At 72.6% G+C, this 19927-nt stretch carries 21 protein-coding genes; 3 read left to right on the forward strand and 18 right to left on the reverse strand.

Translation table 11 applies throughout. The annotated features are described in order from the left end of the window. Positions 1–18 precede the first annotated feature (18 nt). The gene (locus ACI79S_RS05530) at positions 19–1365 is read right to left on the reverse strand and encodes a dicarboxylate/amino acid:cation symporter (protein WP_456592437.1); all 1347 of its coding nucleotides are present in this window, start codon (positions 1363–1365) and stop codon (positions 19–21) included. A 195-nt stretch (positions 1366–1560) separates the two neighbouring features. Next, a complete protein-coding gene (locus tag ACI79S_RS05535) occupies positions 1561–2331 on the reverse strand; it encodes an enoyl-CoA hydratase-related protein (RefSeq protein ID WP_456592438.1) in 771 nt (256 codons plus the stop codon). Positions 2332–2399: 68 nt separating this feature from the next. On the opposite strand from ACI79S_RS05535, the gene ACI79S_RS05540 reads away from it, so the two are divergent. Beyond that, a complete protein-coding gene (locus ACI79S_RS05540; protein ID WP_456592439.1) occupies positions 2400–3194 on the forward strand; it encodes a YqjF family protein in 795 nt (264 codons plus the stop codon). Here ACI79S_RS05540 and ACI79S_RS05545 read toward each other — a convergent pair. Continuing rightward, entirely contained in the window at positions 3124–5142 is a 2019-nt protein-coding gene (locus ACI79S_RS05545; protein ID WP_456592440.1) for a protein meaA, read from the reverse strand. The genes ACI79S_RS05540 and ACI79S_RS05545 overlap by 71 nt on opposite strands. A 93-nt stretch (positions 5143–5235) precedes the next feature. Here ACI79S_RS05545 and ACI79S_RS05550 point away from each other — a divergent pair, with 93 nt between their 5' ends. Beyond that, positions 5236–5550: a hypothetical protein gene (locus ACI79S_RS05550; protein WP_456592441.1), complete on the forward strand. Its 315-nt coding sequence runs from the start codon at positions 5236–5238 to the stop codon at positions 5548–5550. Between the two features lie 9 nt (positions 5551–5559). Here ACI79S_RS05550 and murA read toward each other — a convergent pair whose 3' ends face one another. Next, the gene (murA, locus tag ACI79S_RS05555; RefSeq protein WP_456592442.1) at positions 5560–6840 is read right to left on the reverse strand and encodes a UDP-N-acetylglucosamine 1-carboxyvinyltransferase; all 1281 of its coding nucleotides are present in this window, start codon (positions 6838–6840) and stop codon (positions 5560–5562) included. Between the two features lie 70 nt (positions 6841–6910). On the opposite strand from murA, the gene ACI79S_RS05560 reads away from it, so the two are divergent. Then, positions 6911–7522 (forward strand): cob(I)yrinic acid a,c-diamide adenosyltransferase, encoded by a 612-nt coding sequence (locus ACI79S_RS05560; RefSeq protein ID WP_456592443.1) that lies wholly within the window; start codon positions 6911–6913, stop codon positions 7520–7522. 9 nt (positions 7523–7531) lie between these two features. Here the strand turns inward: ACI79S_RS05560 and ACI79S_RS05565 are convergent, their stop codons facing one another. The 14 genes from ACI79S_RS05565 to ACI79S_RS05630 form a co-directional block, all read right to left on the reverse strand. After that, the gene (locus ACI79S_RS05565; RefSeq protein WP_456592444.1) at positions 7532–7933 is read right to left on the reverse strand and encodes a DUF2550 domain-containing protein; all 402 of its coding nucleotides are present in this window, start codon (positions 7931–7933) and stop codon (positions 7532–7534) included. 21 nt (positions 7934–7954) lie between these two features. After that, positions 7955–8332 (reverse strand): F0F1 ATP synthase subunit epsilon, encoded by a 378-nt coding sequence (locus tag ACI79S_RS05570; RefSeq protein WP_456592445.1) that lies wholly within the window; start codon positions 8330–8332, stop codon positions 7955–7957. A gap of 151 nt (positions 8333–8483) precedes the next feature. Then, on the reverse strand, positions 8484–8672 hold the full coding sequence (locus tag ACI79S_RS05575; protein WP_456592446.1) for a hypothetical protein: 189 nt from the start codon (positions 8670–8672) through the stop codon (positions 8484–8486). Between the two features lie 232 nt (positions 8673–8904). Continuing rightward, a complete protein-coding gene (gene atpD, locus ACI79S_RS05580; protein ID WP_456592447.1) occupies positions 8905–10347 on the reverse strand; it encodes a F0F1 ATP synthase subunit beta in 1443 nt (480 codons plus the stop codon). A gap of 49 nt (positions 10348–10396) precedes the next feature. Next, positions 10397–11368, reverse strand: a complete 972-nt coding sequence (locus ACI79S_RS05585) for a F0F1 ATP synthase subunit gamma (protein WP_456592448.1) — start codon at positions 11366–11368, stop codon at positions 10397–10399. Positions 11369–11371: 3 nt separating this feature from the next. Beyond that, positions 11372–13009 (reverse strand): F0F1 ATP synthase subunit alpha, encoded by a 1638-nt coding sequence (atpA, locus tag ACI79S_RS05590; protein WP_456592449.1) that lies wholly within the window; start codon positions 13007–13009, stop codon positions 11372–11374. A gap of 49 nt (positions 13010–13058) precedes the next feature. Then, positions 13059–13931, reverse strand: a complete 873-nt coding sequence (locus ACI79S_RS05595; RefSeq protein WP_456592450.1) for a F0F1 ATP synthase subunit delta — start codon at positions 13929–13931, stop codon at positions 13059–13061. Then, positions 13931–14494, reverse strand: coding sequence for a F0F1 ATP synthase subunit B (locus ACI79S_RS05600; protein ID WP_456592451.1), 564 nt, complete (start codon positions 14492–14494; stop codon positions 13931–13933). The genes ACI79S_RS05595 and ACI79S_RS05600 overlap by 1 nt, the downstream gene beginning before the upstream one ends. Before the next feature lie 48 nt (positions 14495–14542). After that, entirely contained in the window at positions 14543–14773 is a 231-nt protein-coding gene (atpE, locus tag ACI79S_RS05605) for an ATP synthase F0 subunit C (protein ID WP_014377627.1), read from the reverse strand. Positions 14774–14881: 108 nt separating this feature from the next. Continuing rightward, positions 14882–15709 (reverse strand): F0F1 ATP synthase subunit A, encoded by an 828-nt coding sequence (gene atpB / locus ACI79S_RS05610; protein WP_456592452.1) that lies wholly within the window; start codon positions 15707–15709, stop codon positions 14882–14884. Between the two features lie 340 nt (positions 15710–16049). Further along, positions 16050–16532, reverse strand: coding sequence for a hypothetical protein (locus ACI79S_RS05615; RefSeq protein ID WP_456592453.1), 483 nt, complete (start codon positions 16530–16532; stop codon positions 16050–16052). After that, positions 16529–17797, reverse strand: a complete 1269-nt coding sequence (locus ACI79S_RS05620) for a glycosyltransferase family 4 protein (protein ID WP_456592454.1) — start codon at positions 17795–17797, stop codon at positions 16529–16531. The genes ACI79S_RS05615 and ACI79S_RS05620 overlap by 4 nt, the downstream gene beginning before the upstream one ends. A gap of 3 nt (positions 17798–17800) precedes the next feature. Next, positions 17801–19105 (reverse strand): serine hydroxymethyltransferase, encoded by a 1305-nt coding sequence (locus ACI79S_RS05625; RefSeq protein WP_456592455.1) that lies wholly within the window; start codon positions 19103–19105, stop codon positions 17801–17803. A gap of 173 nt (positions 19106–19278) precedes the next feature. Beyond that, on the reverse strand, positions 19279–19920 hold the full coding sequence (locus ACI79S_RS05630) for an L-threonylcarbamoyladenylate synthase (protein ID WP_456592456.1): 642 nt from the start codon (positions 19918–19920) through the stop codon (positions 19279–19281). Positions 19921–19927 lie beyond the last annotated feature (7 nt).

Genomic DNA, 19927 nt, shown 5'->3' on the forward strand with positions numbered 1-19927 from the left:
GGGCCAGGGGGTGCTTCTTCAGGCGGTGGCCGGCTCGCGCAGGTCGGCGTCCACGCCGCCGCGCTCCTCGACCGGGGCCAGCGGGTCGATCGTCCTCGTCGAGCGGTAGCGCTCGAGGTCGAGGATGCCCTCGCGCTTGGCCACGATGGTGGGTACCAGCGCCTGACCGGCGACGTTCACCGCGGTGCGCCCCATGTCCAGGATCGGGTCGACGGCCAGCAGCAGACCCACGCCGGCCAGCGGCAGGCCGAGGGTGGACAGCGTGAGGGTCAGCATGACGACCGCGCCGGTGACCCCCGCGGTGGCGGCGGACCCGATGACGGACACCAGGACGATGAGCAGGTAGTCCGTGAGGCCCAGGTCCACCCCGAAGAACTGGGCGACGAAGATCGCCGCCAGCGCCGGGTAGATCGCCGCGCAGCCGTCCATCTTCGTCGTCGCGCCCAGCGGGACGGCGAACGAGGCGTAGGACCGCGGGACACCCAGGTTCTGCTCGGTCACCCGCTCGGTCACCGGCAGCGTGCCGATCGACGAGCGCGAGACGAAGGCCAGCTGGATGGCCGGCCAGGCGCCGGCGAACCACCGCAGCGGCGAGAGGCCGTGGGCGCGCAGGAGCACCGGGTAGACGACGAACAGCACCAGCGCCAGCCCCGCGTAGACGGCGCCGGCGAAGACCCCGAGCGAGCCCAGGGACTCCCAGCCGTAGCTGGCGACGGCGTTGCCGATCAGGCCGACGGTCCCCAGCGGCGCGAGCAGGATGACCCACCACAGCACCTTCTGCACGATCGCCAGCGCGGAGCGCACGAAGCCCAGGAACGGCTCGGCGGCCTCGCCGACCTTGAGCACCGCGATGCCGATCGCCGCGGCGATGACGATCAGCTGGAGGACGTTGAACGACAGCGCCCCCTCGGCCGACGCCTGCAGGCCGAGGATGTTGCCGGGCACGATGCCGTTCAGGAAGTCGAACCAGGAGCCGGTCCGCGTGGGGTCGGCCTGGGCCGCGGCGTCGACCGAGCTGTTGCGGCCGGGCTCGGTGAGCAGCCCGAGTGCGATGCCGATGCCGACGGCGATCAGCGCGGTGATGGCGAACCAGAGCAGGGTCTGCCCGGCCAGTCGCGCGGCGTTCGAGACCTGCTTGAGGTTGGCGATGCTGACGATCACCGCGGTGACGATCAACGGCGGGACGAGGGTCTTCAGCAGCGTGACGAAGGTGCTGCCGATGGTCTGGAGGGTGCTGGTGAGCCAGTTGGGCGAGCCGTCGGCGACGGCGCCCATCTCACGGGCGACGAAGCCGAGGGCCACGCCCACGACGAGGCCGAGGAGCACCTGCGCCGCGAAGGGCACGCGGCGGAGACGAGCGAGCACGGGGGTGTTTCCGTTCTGGGTGGAGGATGACCGGGCGGGGACGTCAGCCCCGACAGCGGTCCACCGTCACGCGGCCGAAGTCGACGGTGCGCCGTCGCGTCAGCCCCCAGATGTTCTGCACGGGTGGATCAGTCCTCCGGCGCCGCCGGGCATTCCGGCTGTGGCCGGGTTCACCCCGCCCGGGTGCATCTTCCGTCAGTCCGGCCAGGCCGGACGCCGCTTCTCCAGGAACGCGGCCATGCCCTCGCGCGCGCCGGGCAGCTGGCTGGCCGCGGCCATGACCTCGATCGCGGTCGTGTACGCATCCCGCTCCGGCCGGTCGAGCTGGGCGTACATCGTCTGCTTGCCCCACCCCTTGCTCGCCCGCGAGCCCCGGGTGGCCCGGTCCATCAGCTCGTCGACGGCGGCGTCGAGCTCGGCGTCGGGCACGACCCGGTTGACCAGCCCCCAGTCCAGCGCCGTCGCCGCGTCGATGGCGTCACCGGTGAGCGCCAGCTCCATGGCCCGCTTGCGGCCGACGTTCCGGGCGATGGCGACCATCGGGGTGTGGCAGAACCAGCCGCCCTTGCCGCCGGGGGCGGCGAAGCCCGCGGACTCGGCGGCCACCGCCAGGTCGCACGAGGCCACGAGCTGGCAGCCGGCGGCCGTGGCCAGGGCGTGCACCCGCGCCACGACGACCTGCGGCACGTCCTGGACGGTCTGCATCAGCTCGGTGCACAGCCGCAGCAGGCTGCGCACCTCGGGCAGCGAGGCGCCGGCGACGTCGGCGAAGTCGTGGCCGGCGCTGAACACCGGGCCCTCGGCGCCGAGCACGATGCCCGCGGCGTCGCTCTCCCCCGCCTCGGTGACGGCGGCGAGCAGTTGCGCCAGGTGCTCGCGGGAGAGCGCGTTGCGCTTGGACGCGCGCGTCATCGTGATGCGGACGACGTCGCCGTCGCGCTCGACCCGGGGTGCACCGTCGGCCATGCCCGACCTCACCATGCCCGGCCGCGGTCGGCAACGACGATCGCGCTCCGAACGGGGAAACTGGGCCGGTGGCCGACACGGAACCGCTCAGCCCGACCGCCCCGCGGCCGGCGGGCCGCACGGTGTTCACCCAGCGCTGGCGCGACGTCGCGTTCCTGCACTGGGCGGTGGACCCGGCGCGCGTGGCTCCCCTGCTGCCGGCCGGCACCCGCCCCGACGTGCTCGACGGCGCCACCTACGTCGGGCTGATCCCGTTCCGCATGCAGCGGATCGGTCTGTTCGGGACGCCGGGCATCCCCTACCTCGGCTCGTTCGCCGAGACCAACGTCCGGCTCTACTCGGTCGACGAGCAGGGCCGCCGGGGCGTCGTCTTCCGATCGCTGGACGCCGAGCGCCTGCTCCCCGTGCTCGCCGCCCGCTGGGCCGCGCGGCTGCCCTACGCGTGGTCGCGGATGCGGGTCGAGCGCGCCGGCGACCGCCTGACCTACAGCTGCCGCCGGCGCTGGCCCGGCCCTCCCGGTGCGCACAGCCGGGTCACCCTCCAGGTGGGCGGCCGGCTGGCCCGGCCGGACCCGCTCGCGCACTTCCTGACCGCCCGGTGGGGGCTGCACCGGGCCGGACGAGGTGGCCCGGCCTACTGGCGCAACGAGCACCCGGAGTGGCCGCTGCACCGGGCGGAGCTCGTCGACCTCGACGACTCGCTGCTGCCCGTGGCGGGCCTGGGCGATGTCCCGGGCCCACCCGACAGCGTGCTCTTCTCCCCCGGCGTCGACGTCCGCTTCGGCCCGGTGGTCAGGCCGGCGCGGGCACCAGGTCCGGGAGACCGTTCGCCTCGCGGACCACGTCGACCACCTGCCCCATGATGTCGTTCAGGCCGAAGTCCTTCGGCGTGAAGACGCGGGCGACGCCCTGCTCGCGCAGCCGCCGGGCATCGCTGTCGGGGATGATCCCGCCGACCACGACCGGGACGTCGTCCAGCCCGGCGTCCCGGAGCCCCTGCAGGACCGCCGGGACCACCTGCAGGTGGGAGCCCGAGAGCACCGACAGGCCGACCACGTGCACGTCCTCCTCCACGGCGGCGCTCACGATCTGGGCCGGCGTCAGCCGGATGCCCTGGTAGATCACCTCGAACCCGGCGTCGCGGGCGCGCACGGCGATCTGCTCGGCGCCGTTGGAGTGGCCGTCGAGCCCGGGCTTGCCGACCAGGAACCGCAGCCGCCCGCCCAGCTCCTCGCCGGTGGCCCGCACCCGCTCGCGCACCTCGGTGAGGGTCTCGTCGGCCTCTCCGCCACCGGTGGCGGCGGCGACGCCGGTGGGGGCCCGGTACTCGCCGAACACCTCGCGCAGCACCCCGGACCACTCCCCCGTCGTCACGCCGGCGCGGGCGCAGTCGAGGGTGGCGGGCATGAGGTTGACGTCGGAGGATGCCGCCGCGCGGAGCGCGTCGAGGGCCTTGCGCACCGGCTCCGGGTCGCGGTCGGCCCGCCACTTCCGCACCGCCTCGCAGGCGGCGGCCTCGACGGCCGGGTCGACCACCATGATCGCGGTGTCGAGGTCGGCGGTGAGCGGGTTGGGCTCGGTGGTGTCGAACTTGTTGACGCCGACGACGACGTCCTCGCCGCTCTCCATCCGGCGCCGGCGCTCGGCCAGCGAGGCCACCAGCTCGCCCTTCATGTAGCCGGACTCGACGGCGGCCACGGCCCCGCCCATCTCCTGCACCCGGGCGATCTCGGCCCGGGCGCCCTCGACGAGCTCGGCGACCTTCTTCTCCACGACGACCGAGCCGGTGAACAGGTCGTCGTACTCGAGCAGGTCGGTCTCGTAGGCGAGCACCTGCTGCAGGCGCAGCGACCACTGCTGGTCCCACGGCCGGGGCAGGCCGAGCGCCTCGTTCCACGCCGGCAGCTGCACGGCGCGGGCGCGGGCGTCCTTGGACAGGGTGACGGCCAGCATCTCCAGCACGATGCGCTGGACGTTGTTCTCCGGCTGCGCCTCGGTCAGGCCGAGGGAGTTGACCTGCACCCCGTACCGGAAGCGCCGGTGCTTGGGGTCCTCGACGCCGTAGCGCTCCTTCGTCAGCTCGTCCCAGAGCTGGGTGAAGGCCCGCATCTTGCACATCTCCTCGACGAAGCGGACGCCCGCGTTGACGAAGAAGGAGATGCGGGCGACGACCTCGCCGAAGCGCTCCTGCGGCACCTGGCCGGAGTCGCGCACCGAGTCCAGGACGGCGATCGCGGTGCTCATCGCGTAGGCGATCTCCTGCACCGGCGTGGCCCCGGCCTCCTGCAGGTGGTAGCTGCAGATGTTGATCGGGTTCCACTTCGGCATCGTCGTCACCGTGTAGGCGACCATGTCGGTGATCAACCGCATCGACGGCGCCGGCGGGAAGACGTAGGTCCCCCGCGAGAGGTACTCCTTGATGATGTCGTTCTGCGTCGTGCCGGCGAGCTTGCTGACGTCGTGCCCGTGCTCCTCCGCGACCGCCTGGTAGAGCGCGAGCAGCCACATGGCGGTGGCGTTGATCGTCATCGACGTGTTCATCTCGTCGAGCGGGATGCCGTCGAAGAGCGCGCGCATGTCACCGATGTGCGTGACCGGCACGCCGACCTTCCCGACCTCCCCGCGGGCGAGCTCGTCGTCGGGGTCGTAGCCGGTCTGCGTCGGCAGGTCGAAGGCGACCGAGAGACCGGTCTGGCCCTTCGCCAGGTTGCGGCGGTAGAGGGCGTTGGACTCGGCCGGCGAGGAGTGGCCGGCGTAGGTGCGCATGACCCAGGGGCGGTCGCGCTCCAACGGCTGCGAAGGGAACGGCATGCCAGCGGAGTGTAGGGCTGTTACCCGCGAGTAGCAGCCCCGTGCGCCAAGGTGTGCGGTGGCACACTCGTTCGGGTCGACAGGAGGCTGGACGTGGGGAGCCTGCCCCTCGAGCTGGGCCCGGTGATCGCGGTCGCCGTGGTGGTGGCGCTGGCGCTGTTCACCCGGTGGGCCTTCGGCGGCGATCCGGCCGGGGGACGGCGCGCCGGGGCACCCGACGACGGGCTCCTCACCCGCGTGGCCACGCTGACCCGCCGCGAGTCGGCCCTGGCGCTGCGGGCGCTGCTCTCCGACGCCGGCATCCGGTCCACCGTGCGCTGCCCGGCGGCCCACCGCGCGGAGGTGCTGGTGTTCCCGGAGGACGCCGAGCGCGCCCGGGCGCTGGCCGCCTCGTTCGGCGACGCCTGAGCCCTCCCCCTAGTTCGGTCGCTCCGTGCGCCGCACCACGGCGCCGAGGCCGCACAGCTGGTCGACGAAGTCGGGGTAGCCGCGGTCGACGTGGTGCACGTCCTGCACCTCGGTGATGCCGTCGGAGCACAGGCCCGCGAGCACCAGCCCCGCGCCGGCGCGGATGTCGGTGGCCAGCACGGGCGCGCTGGAGAACCGCTCGCGGCCGCGGACGACGGCGTGGTGCCCGTCGATGCGGACGTCGGCGCCCAGCCGCACCAGCTCGTTGACGAACATGAAGCGGCCCTCGAACACGTTCTCCGTGATCAGGGCCGTACCGGTGGAGACGGCGGCCAGCGCCACCGCCATCGGCTGCAGGTCGGTGGGGAACCCGGGGAAGGGCAGGGTGACGACGTCGACGCACCGGGGCCGGTCGGCCATGGCGACGCGGATCGCACCGGGCAGCGCCTCGACGGTGGCGCCGGCGTCGGTCAGCTTGTCCAGGGCGACGGTGAGGTGCTCGGCGACCCCGCGCTCGATGACGACGTCGCCGCGCGTCATCACCGCCCCGATGGCCCAGGTGCCGGTCACGATGCGGTCGGGCACGGTCGTGTACTCGACGGGGTGCAGCGAGTCGACGCCCTCGACGGTGATGGTGGAGGTGCCGGCGCCGTCGATGCGCGCGCCCATCTCGCAGAGCATCCGGCAGAGGTCCACGATCTCGGGCTCGCGCGCGGCGTTGTCGACGACGGTCGTGCCCCGCGCGAGGACCGCCGCCATCACCAGGTTCTCCGTGGCGCCGACCGACGGGAAGTCCAGCCAGATCGACGTCCCCGTCAGCCGGGGCGCGGTCGCCACCAGGAAGCCGTGCTCGCTCACGATGGTGGCGCCGAGACGCTCCAGGCCGGAGATGTGCATGTCCAGCCCGCGGGAACCGATGGCGTCACCACCCGGCAGCGCCACCCGCGCGCTCCCGCGGCGGGCGACGAGCGGGCCCAGGACGCTGATCGAGGCGCGCATGCGGCGCACCAGGTCGTAGTCGGTCTCGGTCGAGGGCTCGTCCGGGACGTCGATGGTCAGCCGGCCACCGCCACCGCTGCCGGGCGTGCGCTCGTAGGAGACCGCGCAGCCCAGCCGGCGCAGCACCTCGCTCATGATGGCCACGTCGAGGATGTCGGGCACCTCGTCGATGGTCGAGCGCCCGGCGGCCAGCAGCGCGGCCGCCATGAGCTTCAACGCGCTGTTCTTGGCACCGGTGACCCGCACCCGGCCCGCGAGCCTCGCTCCCCCGGTCACCTCGAAGCACTCCACCGGCCCACCCTACGGCCCGCGGCCGCCGCACCGGCGCGGTGCGGCGGGGGCCGCGGCCTAGGCTGCGGGCATGACCATCCGGCTCACCCGCATCTACACCAAGACCGGCGACGCCGGTCAGACCCACCTGGGCGACATGAGCCGGGTGGCCAAGACCGATCCCCGGCTGGTCGCCTACGCCGACGTCGACGAGGCCAACAGCGCGATCGGCGTGGCGCTGGCCCTCGGCAACCCGGAACCGGAGCTCGCCGGGCTCCTCCGCAGCATCCAGAACGACCTGTTCGACGTGGGCGCGGACCTGTGCACGCCGATCGTGCCCGAGCCGCAGTACCCGCCGCTGCGGGTGACGGCCGCCTACACCGAGCGGCTCGAGGCGGCGTGCGACACCTACAACGAGACGCTGCCCAAGCTGGACAGCTTCATCCTGCCCGGCGGCACCCCGCTGGCCGCCCTGCTCCACCAGCTGCGGGTGGTCGTGCGCCGGGCCGAGCGCAGCGTCTGGGCACTCCTGGAGAGCGACGCCGAGCGCACCAACGCCGAGACCGCGCGCTACCTGAACCGCCTGTCGGACCTCGTCTTCATCCTCGGCCGGGTGGCCAACCCCGACGGCGACATCCTGTGGGAGCCGGGGGCGCACAGCGGCGTGCACGCCCAGCGCCGCGCTGCCTCCCGGGAGGACTGAGCCGGCCGCTCAGCTGCCGGGGGGCGCCGACTCCACCCAGGACAGGAAGCCGGTCACCGTGGACCGGTCCATGGCCAGCTCCCGGCGGCCCTGCGCGGTGCTGCACGACAGGACGTGGACGTCGGCGGGCAGCGCAAGATCCTCCCGTCCCGCCGGTCGCTGGGCGAGCACGCGGAACCCGACCCGTGTGAGCCGCTGCTGCGGACGGACGGACAGCGAGAGGGCCCGGTACCAGAGCAGGGCGTCGCCGCCGTACCAGGCGACGCCCACCGACCAGCGCGGCGTGCCCTCGGGGCGCAGCCACATGGTCACCGCGCCGAGCCCCGAGAGCAGGAAGCGGCGGCGCAGCAGGAAGACCACGACGACGAGCAGCAGCAGGACGCCGATCAGCACCCACAGGGCGGTGGTCATCCCGCGCGCTCGCCGGCCGGGTCAGTCGCTCGCGCCGGCCGCCCTCAACCGCGACTGCGCGCGGCGCGCGGCCGGGGAGTCCCCGTCGCCCTCGGCCCGGCGCAGCGCCTCGCGGGCGCGCTCCACGTCGATCTCCGAGGAGATCTCGGCGGTCTCGGCCAGGATGGAGACACCGCGCTCGGTGACGGAGAGGAATCCTCCGTGCGCGGCGACGACCATGTCCTCGCCGGACTCGGTGCGGATCGTCACGACGCCGCCGTCCGCCAGCTGGCCGAGCAGCGGCGCATGGCCGGGCAGGACACCGAGCTCGCCCTCGGTGGTACGGGCGATGACGCGCGTGGCCTCACCCGACCAGATCTTGCGCTCGACGGCCACCAACTCGACCTGCAGGGTCGCCACGACACTCCTCGGGGTCCACCTCTCCACCGGCGAAGAGGTGCGCTGCGGTTCGTGCTCCGCCGGCCCGGGCGGACCGGCGGACGATGCGGCCACTGTACCGGCGTGTCGCGCGCGGCCCCCGCCCAGGGCCCGCCCGGGCCACGGGCCGTCGTCAGGCCGCGCGACGGTAGAGCAGCGTCCAGCGGCCGACGCGTACCCACGGGTGCCGGACGCAGGTGGCCGTCGCCCAGCACTCGGTGTCGAAGTCGGCGATCCGCGCATCCACCGGCGCGCACGGCGGCCAGGTCCAGTCGGGAGCGCTCCGGCTCCCGGACGGCAGTACCGCGCTGTCCCGTTCCACGTCGCCCCTCGTGCCGGCGCCCGTCACCCGGGCGCGCCTGCGGGCATGGTCGGCAGGCGCGCCCCCGTTCCGCAGACCCCGTGGCGCGGAACCACCCGATCGGGCGATCCCGGCGGTGGGACGACGACGGCCGGGCCTCCCCGGAGGGAGACCCGGCCGACGGACCGTCCTGGAACTGCCCCGTCCGGAGGCTCACCCCGAGCGTGCGAGGGGCGAGGAGGACGGGGTCCTGCTACTTCCGGAGCTTCGCGGCGTTCTTCTCGAGGTCCTCGAGCCCACCGCACATGAAGAAGGCCTGCTCCGGGACGTTGTCGTACTCGCCCTCGGTGATCGCCTTGAACGCCTGGAGCGTCTCCGCCAGCGGCACGAAGGACCCCGGCTGACCGGTGAAGGCCTCGGCCACGAACATGTTCTGCGAGAGGAAGCGCTCGACGCGCCGGGCCCGCTGGACCGTGACCTTGTCCTCCTCGGAGAGCTCGTCGATGCCGAGGATCGCGATGATGTCCTGCAGCTCCTGGTAACGCTGCAGCACCTGCTTCACGGTCTGGGCGATGTCGTAGTGCTCCTGGCCCACGTACTGCGGGTCGAGGATCCGGCTGGTGGAGTCCAGCGGGTCCACGGCCGGGTAGATGCCCTTCTCCGAGATCGGCCGCGAGAGCACGGTCGTCGCGTCGAGGTGGGCGAACGTGGTGTGCGGCGCCGGGTCGGTGATGTCGTCGGCGGGCACGTAGATCGCCTGCATCGAGGTGATCGACCGGCCGCGGGTCGAGGTGATCCGCTCCTGCAGCTGACCCATCTCGTCGGCGAGGGTCGGCTGGTAGCCCACGGCCGAGGGCATGCGGCCCAGCAGGGTCGAGACCTCGGACCCGGCCTGGGTGAACCGGAAGATGTTGTCGATGAACAGCAGCACGTCCTGGTTCATCTCGTCGCGGAAGTACTCCGCCATCGTCAGCGCGGAGAGCGCGACGCGCAGCCGCGTGCCCGGCGGCTCGTCCATCTGCCCGAACACCAGAGCCGTGGACTCGATGACGCCGGACTCGGTCATCTCGGTGATGAGGTCGTTGCCCTCGCGGGTGCGCTCGCCGACACCGGCGAACACCGACACACCACCGAACTCCTGGGCGACCCGGCGGATCATCTCCTGGATGAGGACGGTCTTGCCGACCCCGGCGCCGCCGAACAGGCCGATCTTCCCGCCGGCCACGTACGGCGTGAGCAGGTCGATGACCTTGATGCCGGTCTCCAGCATCTCGGTGCGGCCCTCGAGCTGGTCGAACCGCGGCGCGCTCCGGTGGATCGACCAGTGCGTGGCGTCCTCGGCGTAGCCGGGGGTGTCGAGGCACTCGCCCAGGGCGTTGAAGACGTGGCCCTTCGTCACGTCGCCGACCGGGACCATGATCGGGTTCCCGGTGTCGGCGACCTCGGCGCCACGGACGAGCCCGTCGGTCGGCGCCATCGAGATGGTGCGCACGACGTTCTCGCCCAGGTGCTGGGCGACCTCGAGGGTCAGGGTCTTGCCGAGGTCGGCCAGCGTGACGTCGACCTTCAGGGCGTTGAACAGGTCGGGCATCGCGTCGCGCGGGAACTCGACGTCGACGACCGGCCCGGTGACCCGCACGACCCGGCCGGTGCCGGTGGTCTGCGAGGTGGTCGGACGGTCCTCGGTGACGGTCATCTGTACTGCTCTCCTGCCCTGGGGCTCGGGTGTCTGCTGTTCGGTGGGGTCAGTCGTTGGCGCTGGAGGAGACCAGTGCGTCGGCGCCACCGACGATCTCGCTGATCTCCTGCGTGATCTCCGCCTGGCGCGCCTGGTTGGCCTGCCGGGACAGGTTCTTCGCCAACTCCTCGGCGTTGTCCGAGGCCGACTTCATGGCCCGGCGACGAGAGGCGGACTCGGAGGCGGCCGCCTCCAGCATCGCCGCGTAGATGCGCGTGGTGATGTACTTCGGCAGGAGCGCGTCGAGCAGCCCCTCGGCGGAGGGCTCGAACTCGTACGACGTCGGGATCCCGGTGTCGCCGGTGCCGCCGGCCGCCCGCTCCTCCCGCTCGTAGTCGAACTCGTCGACCTCCTCGACCTCCAGCGGGGCCATCCGCCGGGCGACCGGGACCTGCGAGAGCAGCGACCGGAACTCGGTGTAGACGATGTGCAGCTCGTCCACGCCGACGACGCCGTCGGCACCGCTCCCGGACTCGTCGTCGTCCTCGCCCGCCGTGAAGGTGTCGATCAGCACACGACCGACCTCCTGGGCGTCGGCGTAACCCGGCTGCTCCGAGAACCCGGTGAAGGTGCCGGCCATCGCGCGGTCGCGGAAGGAGTAGTAGGTCTCCCCCTTCCGGCCGACGACGTACAGCACCGGCTCCTTGCCCTCCTGCCGCAGCAGGGCGAGCAGCTCCTCGGTCCGCCGGAGCACGTTGACGTTGTAGGACCCGGCGAATCCCCGGTCGGAGGTGATGACCAGGACCGCCGCCCGGCGCGGGTTCTCCCGCTCGGTCAGCAGCGGGTGGTCCAGCGACGCCGAGGACGCCAGCGCCGACAGCACGCGCGTGATCTCCCGGGCGTACGGCTTGGACGCCTCCACCCGGGCCTGGGCGCGCACGATGCGGGCACCGGCGATCAGCTCCTGGGCCGAGAAGATCTTCTTCGTCGACTGGGTGGAGCGGATGCGGCGCCGCAGCGCGCGGAGGGAAGCGGCCATGGGTCAGCTGCCCCGCTTGACCTGGACGCGCTCCTGACCCCGCTCCGAGGCGTCCATGGCCTCGGCCTCGGGCTCGTTGCCGACCAGCGACTGCCCCTCGGAGGTGGTGAACTGACCGTAGAAGGTGTCCACCGCCCGCTCGAGGCTGGCGACGGCGTCGTCCTCGAGCTTCTTGGTCTGCCGGATCGACTCGAAGACGGCGTTGTCACCGCGGCCGACGAACTCCAGGAACTCGGACTCGAAGCGGCGCACGTCGGCGACCGGGACGCGGTCGAGCTTGCCGGTCGTGCCCAGCCACAGCGACACGACCTCGCGCTCCACCGGGTACGGCGAGTACTGGCCCTGCTTGAGCAGCTCGACCAGACGCTGACCGCGCTCCAGGGTCGCGCGGCTGGACGCATCCAGGTCGGACGAGAACGAGGCGAACGCCTCCAGCTCGCGGTACTGCGCGAGGTCCAGGCGCAGCCGGCCGGCGACCGACTTCATCGCCTTGATCTGCGCCGAGCCGCCGACGCGGGACACCGAGATGCCGACGTTGATGGCGGGGCGGACACCGGAGTTGAACAGACCCGTCTCGAGGAAGATCTGGCCGTCGGTGATCGAGATGACGTTGGTCGGGATGTACGCCGAGACGTCGTTGCCCTTGGTCTCCACGATGGGCAGACCCGTCATGGAGCCACCGCCGAGCTCGTCGGAGAGCTTGGCGCAGCGCTCCAGCAGACGGGAGTGCAGGTAGAAGACGTCACCCGGGTAGGCCTCGCGGCCCGGCGGGCGGCGCAGCAGCAGGGAGACGGCGCGGTAGGCCTCGGCCTGGCGGGACAGGTCGTCGAAGACGATCAGGACGTGCTTGCCCTCGTACATCCAGTGCTGACCGATGGCCGAGCCGGTGTAGGGGGCGATGTACTTGACGCCGGCAGCCTCCGAGGCGGGAGCAGCCACGATCGTCGTGTACTCCAGGGCACCGGCGTCCTCGAGGGCCGCGCGGATGGAGGCGATCGTCGAGCCCTTCTGGCCGACGGCGACGTAGATGCAGCGCACCTGCTGCTTCGGGTCGCCGGTCGCCCAGGCCTGGCGCTGGTTGATGATCGTGTCGATCGCGATCGCCGTCCGGCCGGTCTGCCGGTCGCCGATGATCAGCTGGCGCTGCCCCCGGCCGATCGGCGTCATGGCGTCGATGGCCTTGATGCCGGTCTGCATCGGCTCGTGCACCGACTGCCGCTGCACCACCGTCGGCGCCTGCAGCTCCAGGGCGCGCCGGCCGGTGGTGGCGATCGGGCCGGCACCGTCGATCGGGTTGCCGAGCGAGTCGACCACGCGCCCGAGGTAGCCGTCCCCGACGGGCACGGAGAGGACCTCGCCGGTCCGGCGGACCTGCTGCCCCTCCTCGATGCCGGAGAAGTCACCCAGGACGACGACACCGATCTGGCGGGTGTCGAGGTTCAGCGCCAGCCCGCGGACGCCGCTCTCGAACTCGAGCAGCTCGTTGGTCATGACCGAGGGCAGGCCCTCGACCCGGGCGATGCCGTCGCCGGACTCGGTGACGATCCCGACCTCTTCGCGGGACACGTCCGGCGAGTACTCGGTGACGTAGTTCTGGATGGCACTGCGGATCTCGTCTGCGGAGATCGTCAGCTCGGCCATGGCGTGGAGTCCTCTTCCCTGCGGGGTCGTGATCAGTGGTGGTGGGCGGTCAGCCGGCGAGCTGCCGTCGGGCAGCTTCCAGCCGATGCGCGATGCTGCCGTCGATGACCTCGTTGCCCACCTGGACGTGGAGGCCGCCGAGCACCGCCGGGTCGACGGTCACCTGCAGCCCGATGGTCCGCCCGTAGAGGCGGCCGAGCACGTCGGTCAGCCGCCGCTCCTGGGCGGCGGTGAGCGGCACGGCCGTCGTCACCCGGGCGACCGACTGACCACGACGACGGCTGGCGGCCTCGGAGAGCCGCTCGACGGCCACCGCGGCCGTTCCGACGTGCGAGCCGGTCAGGACGTTGCGGAGCAACAGCTCGGTGACCGGGCTGACCCGGCCGGACAGCAACCGATCGAGCAGCTGCCCCTTGCCCTCCGGGGAGGCGCTCCGGTCGCTGAGGATGCGCGAGAGCTCGCGATCGCCGGAGACGATCCGGCCGAAGCGGAAGAGTTCGTCCTCCACGTCGTCCAGCTCGTCACGGACGTCGGCGGCGTCCAGCGCGGCCTCGGTCGCCAGGTTCTGGGCGGCATCGACCAGGTCCAGGGGACGCGACCAGCGCTGCCGGACGCTCACCCCCAGCAGGTCGAGCGCGACCGGGGACAGGCGCGCGGCGAACAGCCGCTGCACCAGGGCGGCCCGCTCCTCCGGCTTGCCCGCGGGGTCGGACAACGCCCGGCGCAGCGACGGCTGCGCCTCGAGCAGCCGCGCCACGGAGAACAGCTCGCCGGACAGCGTGAGCAGCTCCTCGGGGGACGTGGCCCGCGCCTGGCCGGTGATCCGGTCGCGCGCACGGCCGAGGAGCCCCGAGGGGTCCCGGGTCAGCTCGGCCAGTCGCTCCCGGGCCACGATGAGCGCGGCGCGGCTCGAGGCCTCCATCAGCGCGCACTCTCGGCGGTCGCGCCGCCACGCTGACCCGACCCGACCATCCCGTCGAGCTGGTCCAGGAAGCGGTCGACGGTGCCCTGCCGACGCGCCTCGTCGGCGAGGGACTCCCCGACGACCCGCCCGGCGAGCTCGACGGCGAGGGCACCGATCTGGCCACGCAGCTCGTGCACGACCTGCTGGCGGGAGGCGGCGATCTGCTCCTCGCCACGCGCCACGATCCGCGCCGACTCCTCCTGCGCCTGCACCCGCAGCTCCTCAAGGATCTGCTGGCCCTCGGCGCGGGCCTGGTCCCGGATCTGCGCGGCCTCGGTGCGTGCCTCGGCCAGCTGCGCGCGGTACTGCTCGAGCGCAGCCTTCGCCTCGGCCTGCATGGCCTCGGCGCGCTCGATGCCGCCCTCGATCGCCTCGCGGCGGGCCTGGAAGGCCTGCTCGAAGCGGGGCGCGACGAACTTGGCGATCACGAACAGCAGGATCAGGAAGGCGATCAGGCCGATGATGATCTCGCCGAGCGGCGGGAGGAGCGGATTCGGGCTCTCCGCAGCCAGGATGCTCATGCTCTCAGTGTCCCGTCTGGAGTCGGTGTCCGTACCCAGTGGTACGGATCAGGTGCCGTAGACGAGGGGGGCGACGAAGCCGATGAGGGCCAGCGCCTCGGCGAGCGCGAAGCCGAGGAAGGCGTAGGTACGGGTCAGGCCGGCCGACTCGGGCTGGCGGGCGGTGGCCTGGATGTAGGCGGCCCACACCAGACCGACGCCGATGCCCGGGCCGATCGTGGCGATGCCGTAGCCGACCGAACCGATGCTGCCTTCGAGCTCTGCGAGAACCTCGATCATTGCGGGGTGTTCCTCCTGTGTCGTCGCCCGGCGTTCCACCGGGCGGCTGGCGGGGTCGTGCGGGTGGTGCAGTGCGTGGGGCGACCGCGGCGCGGTCACCGATTCAGGTCAGTGCGCGGCCTCGACGGAACCGTTGAGGTAGGTGCCCATCAGCATCGTGAAGACGTAGGCCTGCAGGAAGATGATCAGCAGCTCGAAGAAGGTCATCACGATCGCCATGAGGGCCGACAGCGGGCCGAAGACGGCCGAGAAGTTGCCCACCGTGAACAGGTAGGTGGCGCCCAGCGCGAAGGTCACCAGCAGCATGTGGCCGGCGAAGAGGTTGGCGAAGAGCCGGATCGCCAGGGTGAACGGCCGCACGATGAAGTTCTGCAGGATCTCCAGCGGCGTCACCAGGATGTAGGCCGCCTTCGGCACACCCGGCAGGAACATGATGTCGCGGAAGTAGGGCCACAGGCCCTGGTTCTTGATGCCCACCGCGATGTAGACGGCCCAGCAGATCAGCGCCAGGACCAGCGGGAACGCGAACCGCGCCATCGGCGAGATCTGGATACCGGGGATGATCGCCAGCAGGTTGTTGGCGAGGATGAAGAAGAACAGCGAGGCCAGGAAGGGCGCGAACGGCAGCCCCTTCGGGCCGACGACGTCGCGGGCGATGCCGTCGCGCACCAGCGAGTACCCCGACTCACCGATGAACTGCAGCCGACCGGGGACGATCGCCGCCTTGCGGGCCGACATCACCAGGAAGACCAGCATCGCCGCGGTGGCCAGCCACATCGCCAGGATGATCCGGTCGAAGTCGAACTGGATGCCGAGCAACGAGAAGCCGAAGAGGGTCTCGGGGAAGAACTCGCCGATCCCCGGGGGCGTGAAGCCGCCGCCGGGATCGCTCTCCACAGCGAGCACGCCGCTGAGCGCGGAAGCGCTGGAGGTCACCTTCGTCCCTTCTGCGTCCTGCCGGGCCGGCTTCGTCGCCCGCCCTGGGTGCTGCTGGCCTCCTCCGACCCGGGGAGCGGGTCGAAGGCCCCGAACTTCACGGCAACCACGTAGATGGCAACCGCGACTCCGAGAAGGATGCCCACCGGCAGGAAGAACCGCGTCTCCAGCCACCGGTCGAGCAACCACCCGACCCCACCCCACACGGCCATCCCGGAGAGGATCGTCCCGGTGACCGCCCAGCCAGCGTCCGCCCCGGAGGGCTGACGAGCCGGGCTCGCAGGGCGTGGACGAGCGCCTCCGTCTCCGGAGGATTCGTCGGCCATCGGCTCGGACACTATCAGCCGCCCCCGCCGACGCTCGGCGGGTGCTCGCCGGTCCCCCGTCCGGGTGGTGCCGGCGGAGGCACGTAGAACACCTGCCGGGTCCACACCCAGCGCAGCTGGATGCCGCTCCAGAGGAGCGCGCCGACCACGACCGCCCAGGCGAGGGTCCGCTGGTCGAGCCAGCCGTCCTCGGGCAGGGCGCGCAGCACGCCGAAGAGCACCACCGCCTTCACCATGAACGCGAGCAGCGCCACCGGGAGCGTGAGCGTGTCACCGATCCGGCCGGCCCAGGCCACCGCCAGTCCGGAGACGGCGAAGAACGCCGTGACGATGACCGCGGCGACCAGCACCGCTGCCGCGTCGCCCCAGTTCCCGAGCAGCCAGGCCAGGGCGGCGGCGACCACCGCGACGGCGGCGGTGACGAGGGCGCCGACACGCAGGAAGGAGACGTCCCAGGTGGCGCCGGTGGCCGGCGGGGTGGTGCGTGAGGTGCTCATCCGACGGTCTCCCGGGGATCAGGGGAACTGGTCCCGGTGGCGGGTGGTGCGTTCCCGGCGGCTCGGCGGTGCGGCACCGCGCGGGGGACGGAGGCACGTGCGGTCGGGTGGTCGGCCCGGCTGCGCCGGCGCTGCGCCTCCAGCTCCGCGGCGCGGGCCTCCCGGGCTGCTCGGCGCGCCCGCGGGCTGAGCACCACGACCACCCCGACGACGAGCAGGACGGCGATGGCCACGAGCAGCTCGACCCGCCCGCCGGTGACCGAGAGGCCGACCGCGCCGAAGGAGAGGAGCGCGGCCCAGAAGTACATGACCAGCACCGCGCGCTTGTGCGAGTGCCCGATGGACAGCAACCGGTGGTGCAGGTGCATCTTGTCCGGGGAGAACGGCGACTGCCCCTTCCGGGTGCGCCGGACGACGGCCAGCACGAGGTCGGTGAAGGGGATGAAGAGGATCGCGATCGGCACGAGGACCGGCAGCGTCAGCGGCAGCAGGCTGGCCGCCGAGTCGAAGGTCTGCGCGTCCACTCCCCCGGTGGCGGTCACGGCGGCGGCCGACAGCATGAGCCCGACCAGCATCGAGCCCGAGTCGCCCATGAAGATCCGGGCCGGGCTGAAGTTGTGCGGGAGGAAACCCAGGCAGGCGCCGGCGAGCACCGCGGTGATCAGGGCCGGGGCGCTCGCCGCCTCCTCGTAGCGCATCTGCCCCAGGTTGTAGCTGTAGGCGAAGAAGGCGAGCGCCGCGATCGCCGAGACGCCGGCCGCCAGGCCGTCGAGCCCGTCGATGAAGTTCAGCGCGTTGACCGCGAAGACGGTCAGCAGGATGGTCAGCGGCACGCCGACGTCCGGCCCGAGCGACACCGTGCCGATGTCGGCGAACGGCAGGAACAGGAAGGCCAGCTGCACACCGAGCAGCACCATGACTCCGGCCGCGGCGATCTGCCCGGTGAGTTTCGTCAGCGCGTCCAGGCCCCACTTGTCGTCGAGCACCCCGAGCGCGCAGATCAGCCCGCCGGCGACGAGGACCGCGTAGACCTGGGTGTCGTCGAAGGTCCGCTGCAGCGCCGGTAGCCGCGAGGCGACCAGGACGGCGGCCACCACGCCCAGGTACATGGCCACGCCGCCACCCCGCGGGGTCGGGATGACGTGCACGTCCCGCTCCCGCGGGGCCGCCATCATCCGCAGCCGGATCGCCATCATCCGCACCACGGGCGTGGCCAGGAAGGTGACCAGTGCCGCGGTGAGCAGGACGACGACGTACTCGCGCACGGGTCAGGCGGTCCGCGCCGGCTCGGGGGAGGCAGCCGGTCGGGTCGGGTGGGGGTAGGCGGGGTGCGCACCGACCAGCTCGCGGACGCCCGCGGCCACCTCGGCGGTGCGGCCGCCGTCGGCGTCCCGGATCGCGGCACCGATCAGCGAGGCGATCGACTTCATGTCGGGCTCGGTCATGCCCTGGGTGGTGACGGCGGGGCTGCCGACCCGGATGCCCGAGGCGACCGAGGCCGGCTGCGGGTCGAACGGGATCGCGTTCTTGTTCAGCACGATGCCGGCGGCGCCGCACCGGGCCTCGGCGTCGGCACCGGTCACCCCGGTCCCCTGCAGGTCCAGCAGCGCCAGGTGCGTGTCGGTGCCGCCGGCCACCGGCCGCAGCCCCTCCGCGGCCAGGCCCTCGGTGAGCGCCTGGGCGTTGGCGACCACCTGGCGGGCGTAGGCCCGGTACCCGGGCTGCAGGCACTCCTTGAAGTTCACCGCCTTGGCGGCGACGGCGTGCATGAGCGGGCCGCCCTGCATCATCGGGAAGGCGGCCTTGTCGATGGCCTGGGCGTGCTCGGCCCGGCACACGATGGCGCCGCCCCGCGGGCCGCGCAGCACCTTGTGGGTGGTGAAGGTGACGACGTCGGCGTAGGGCACCGGGCTGGGGATCGCCTTGCCGGCGACCAGGCCGATGAAGTGCGCGGCGTCGACCATCAGGATCGCCCCGACCTCGTCGGCGATCTCCCGGAAGAGCGGGAAGTCGATCAGCCGCGGGATGGCCGAGCCGCCGCAGATGATCATCTTGGGCCGGTGCGCCCGGGCCAGGTCGCGCACCTGGTCGTAGTCGATGTGCTCGGTCTGCGGGTCCACGCCGTACTGCACCGCGTTGAACCACTTGCCCGAGAACGAGACCTTCGCGCCGTGGGTGAGGTGCCCGCCGTGCGGGAGCGCCATGGCGAGCAGGGTGTCACCAGGCTGGAGGAAGGCGCCGTACGCGGCCAGGTTGGCGTTGGCGCCCGAGTGCGGCTGCAGGTTGGCGTGCTCCGCGCCGAACAGCTCCTTGGCGCGGGCGATACCGATCTCCTCGGCGCGGTCGACGACCTCGCACCCGCCGTAGTAGCGCCGCCCCGGATAGCCCTCGGCGTACTTGTTCGACAGCGTGCTGCCGAGCGCCGCGAGCACGGCGGGGCTGGTGAAGTTCTCGCTGGCGATCAGCTGCAGCCCACCGCGCAGCCGGTCCAGCTCGCCGGTGACCACGTCGGCGATGTCTGGATCGAAGGCGGCCAGGGCCCCGAAGTCCGGTCCCCAGTAGGGCGTGCTCATCTCGGTCGCGCTCCAGAACGTCCGTGCGGGCGCCCGCGGTACCCGGGTTCGGGCGCGCGGCGGTCAGTGCTCCACGGTATCGCTCCGACCGGTGCGAACAGGTGACCCGAGGAGCGGCCCCGTCCCGGGGCCCGCCCTGAGCGTGCGAAAGGTGGGGTGGACGGGGTCCTTCTTCAGTCGGTGACCTCGGGGACGACCTCGCGCAGCCGCTCGACCGGCACGGCACCGACCCGCAGCACCCGCGGGGCGGGGCCGGTGCAGTCGACGATCGTGCTCGCCGCCGAGCTGTCCCGCGGGCCGCCGTCGAGCACGACCGCGGCGTGCTCGCCGAGCTGCTGCACGGCCTCCTGCGCGCTGGTCGCCGCAGGGCGGCCGGAGCGGTTGGCGCTGGAGACGGCGAGCGGCCCGGTGCGGCGGAGCAGGTCACGGGTCAGCTCGTCGTCCGGCAGCCGGACGGCCACCGTGCCCTCGGCGTCACCGAGGTCCCAGGCCAGCGACGGCGCGTGCTCGAGCACGAGGGTGAGCCCACCGGGCCAGAACTCCTGCGCCAGCCGCGTCGCCACCTCCGGGGTCTGCAGCACGAGCCCGGCGAGGGTGGAGGCCTCGCCGACGAGCACCGGCACCGGCATGGCCCGCCCCCGGTTCTTGGCGGCCAGCAGCCGGGTCACCGCTGCGGGGGTGAAGGCGTCGGCGGCGACGCCGTAGACGGTGTCGGTCGGGAGCAGCACCAGCTCACCCCGGCCGATGGCCGCCGCGGCGGCGTCCAGGCCGGCGGCGCGTGTCTCGGCGTCGGAGCAGTCGTAGATGTCGGCCACGGACGTG

This window comes from Blastococcus sp. SYSU DS1024 (genome assembly GCF_054050795.1).

Bases quoted from the DNA above. Each gene is read 5' to 3' on its own strand.
- ACI79S_RS05535 (WP_456592438.1), bottom strand. From the start codon at position 2,331: ATGGCCGACGGTGCACCCCGGGTCGAGCGCGACGGCGACGTCGTCCGC.
- ACI79S_RS05545 (WP_456592440.1), bottom strand. From the start codon at position 5,142: ATGCCGTTCCCTTCGCAGCCGTTGGAGCGCGACCGCCCCTGGGTCATG.
- ACI79S_RS05560 (WP_456592443.1), top strand. From the start codon at position 6,911: ATGACCATCCGGCTCACCCGCATCTACACCAAGACCGGCGACGCCGGT.
- ACI79S_RS05565 (WP_456592444.1), bottom strand. From the start codon at position 7,933: ATGACCACCGCCCTGTGGGTGCTGATCGGCGTCCTGCTGCTGCTCGTC.
- atpD (WP_456592447.1), bottom strand. From the start codon at position 10,347: ATGACCGTCACCGAGGACCGTCCGACCACCTCGCAGACCACCGGCACC.
- ACI79S_RS05585 (WP_456592448.1), bottom strand. From the start codon at position 11,368: ATGGCCGCTTCCCTCCGCGCGCTGCGGCGCCGCATCCGCTCCACCCAG.
- atpA (WP_456592449.1), bottom strand. From the start codon at position 13,009: ATGGCCGAGCTGACGATCTCCGCAGACGAGATCCGCAGTGCCATCCAG.
- ACI79S_RS05595 (WP_456592450.1), bottom strand. From the start codon at position 13,931: ATGGAGGCCTCGAGCCGCGCCGCGCTCATCGTGGCCCGGGAGCGACTG.
- ACI79S_RS05600 (WP_456592451.1), bottom strand. From the start codon at position 14,494: ATGAGCATCCTGGCTGCGGAGAGCCCGAATCCGCTCCTCCCGCCGCTC.
- atpE (WP_014377627.1), bottom strand. From the start codon at position 14,773: ATGATCGAGGTTCTCGCAGAGCTCGAAGGCAGCATCGGTTCGGTCGGC.
- ACI79S_RS05615 (WP_456592453.1), bottom strand. From the start codon at position 16,532: ATGAGCACCTCACGCACCACCCCGCCGGCCACCGGCGCCACCTGGGAC.
- ACI79S_RS05625 (WP_456592455.1), bottom strand. From the start codon at position 19,105: ATGAGCACGCCCTACTGGGGACCGGACTTCGGGGCCCTGGCCGCCTTC.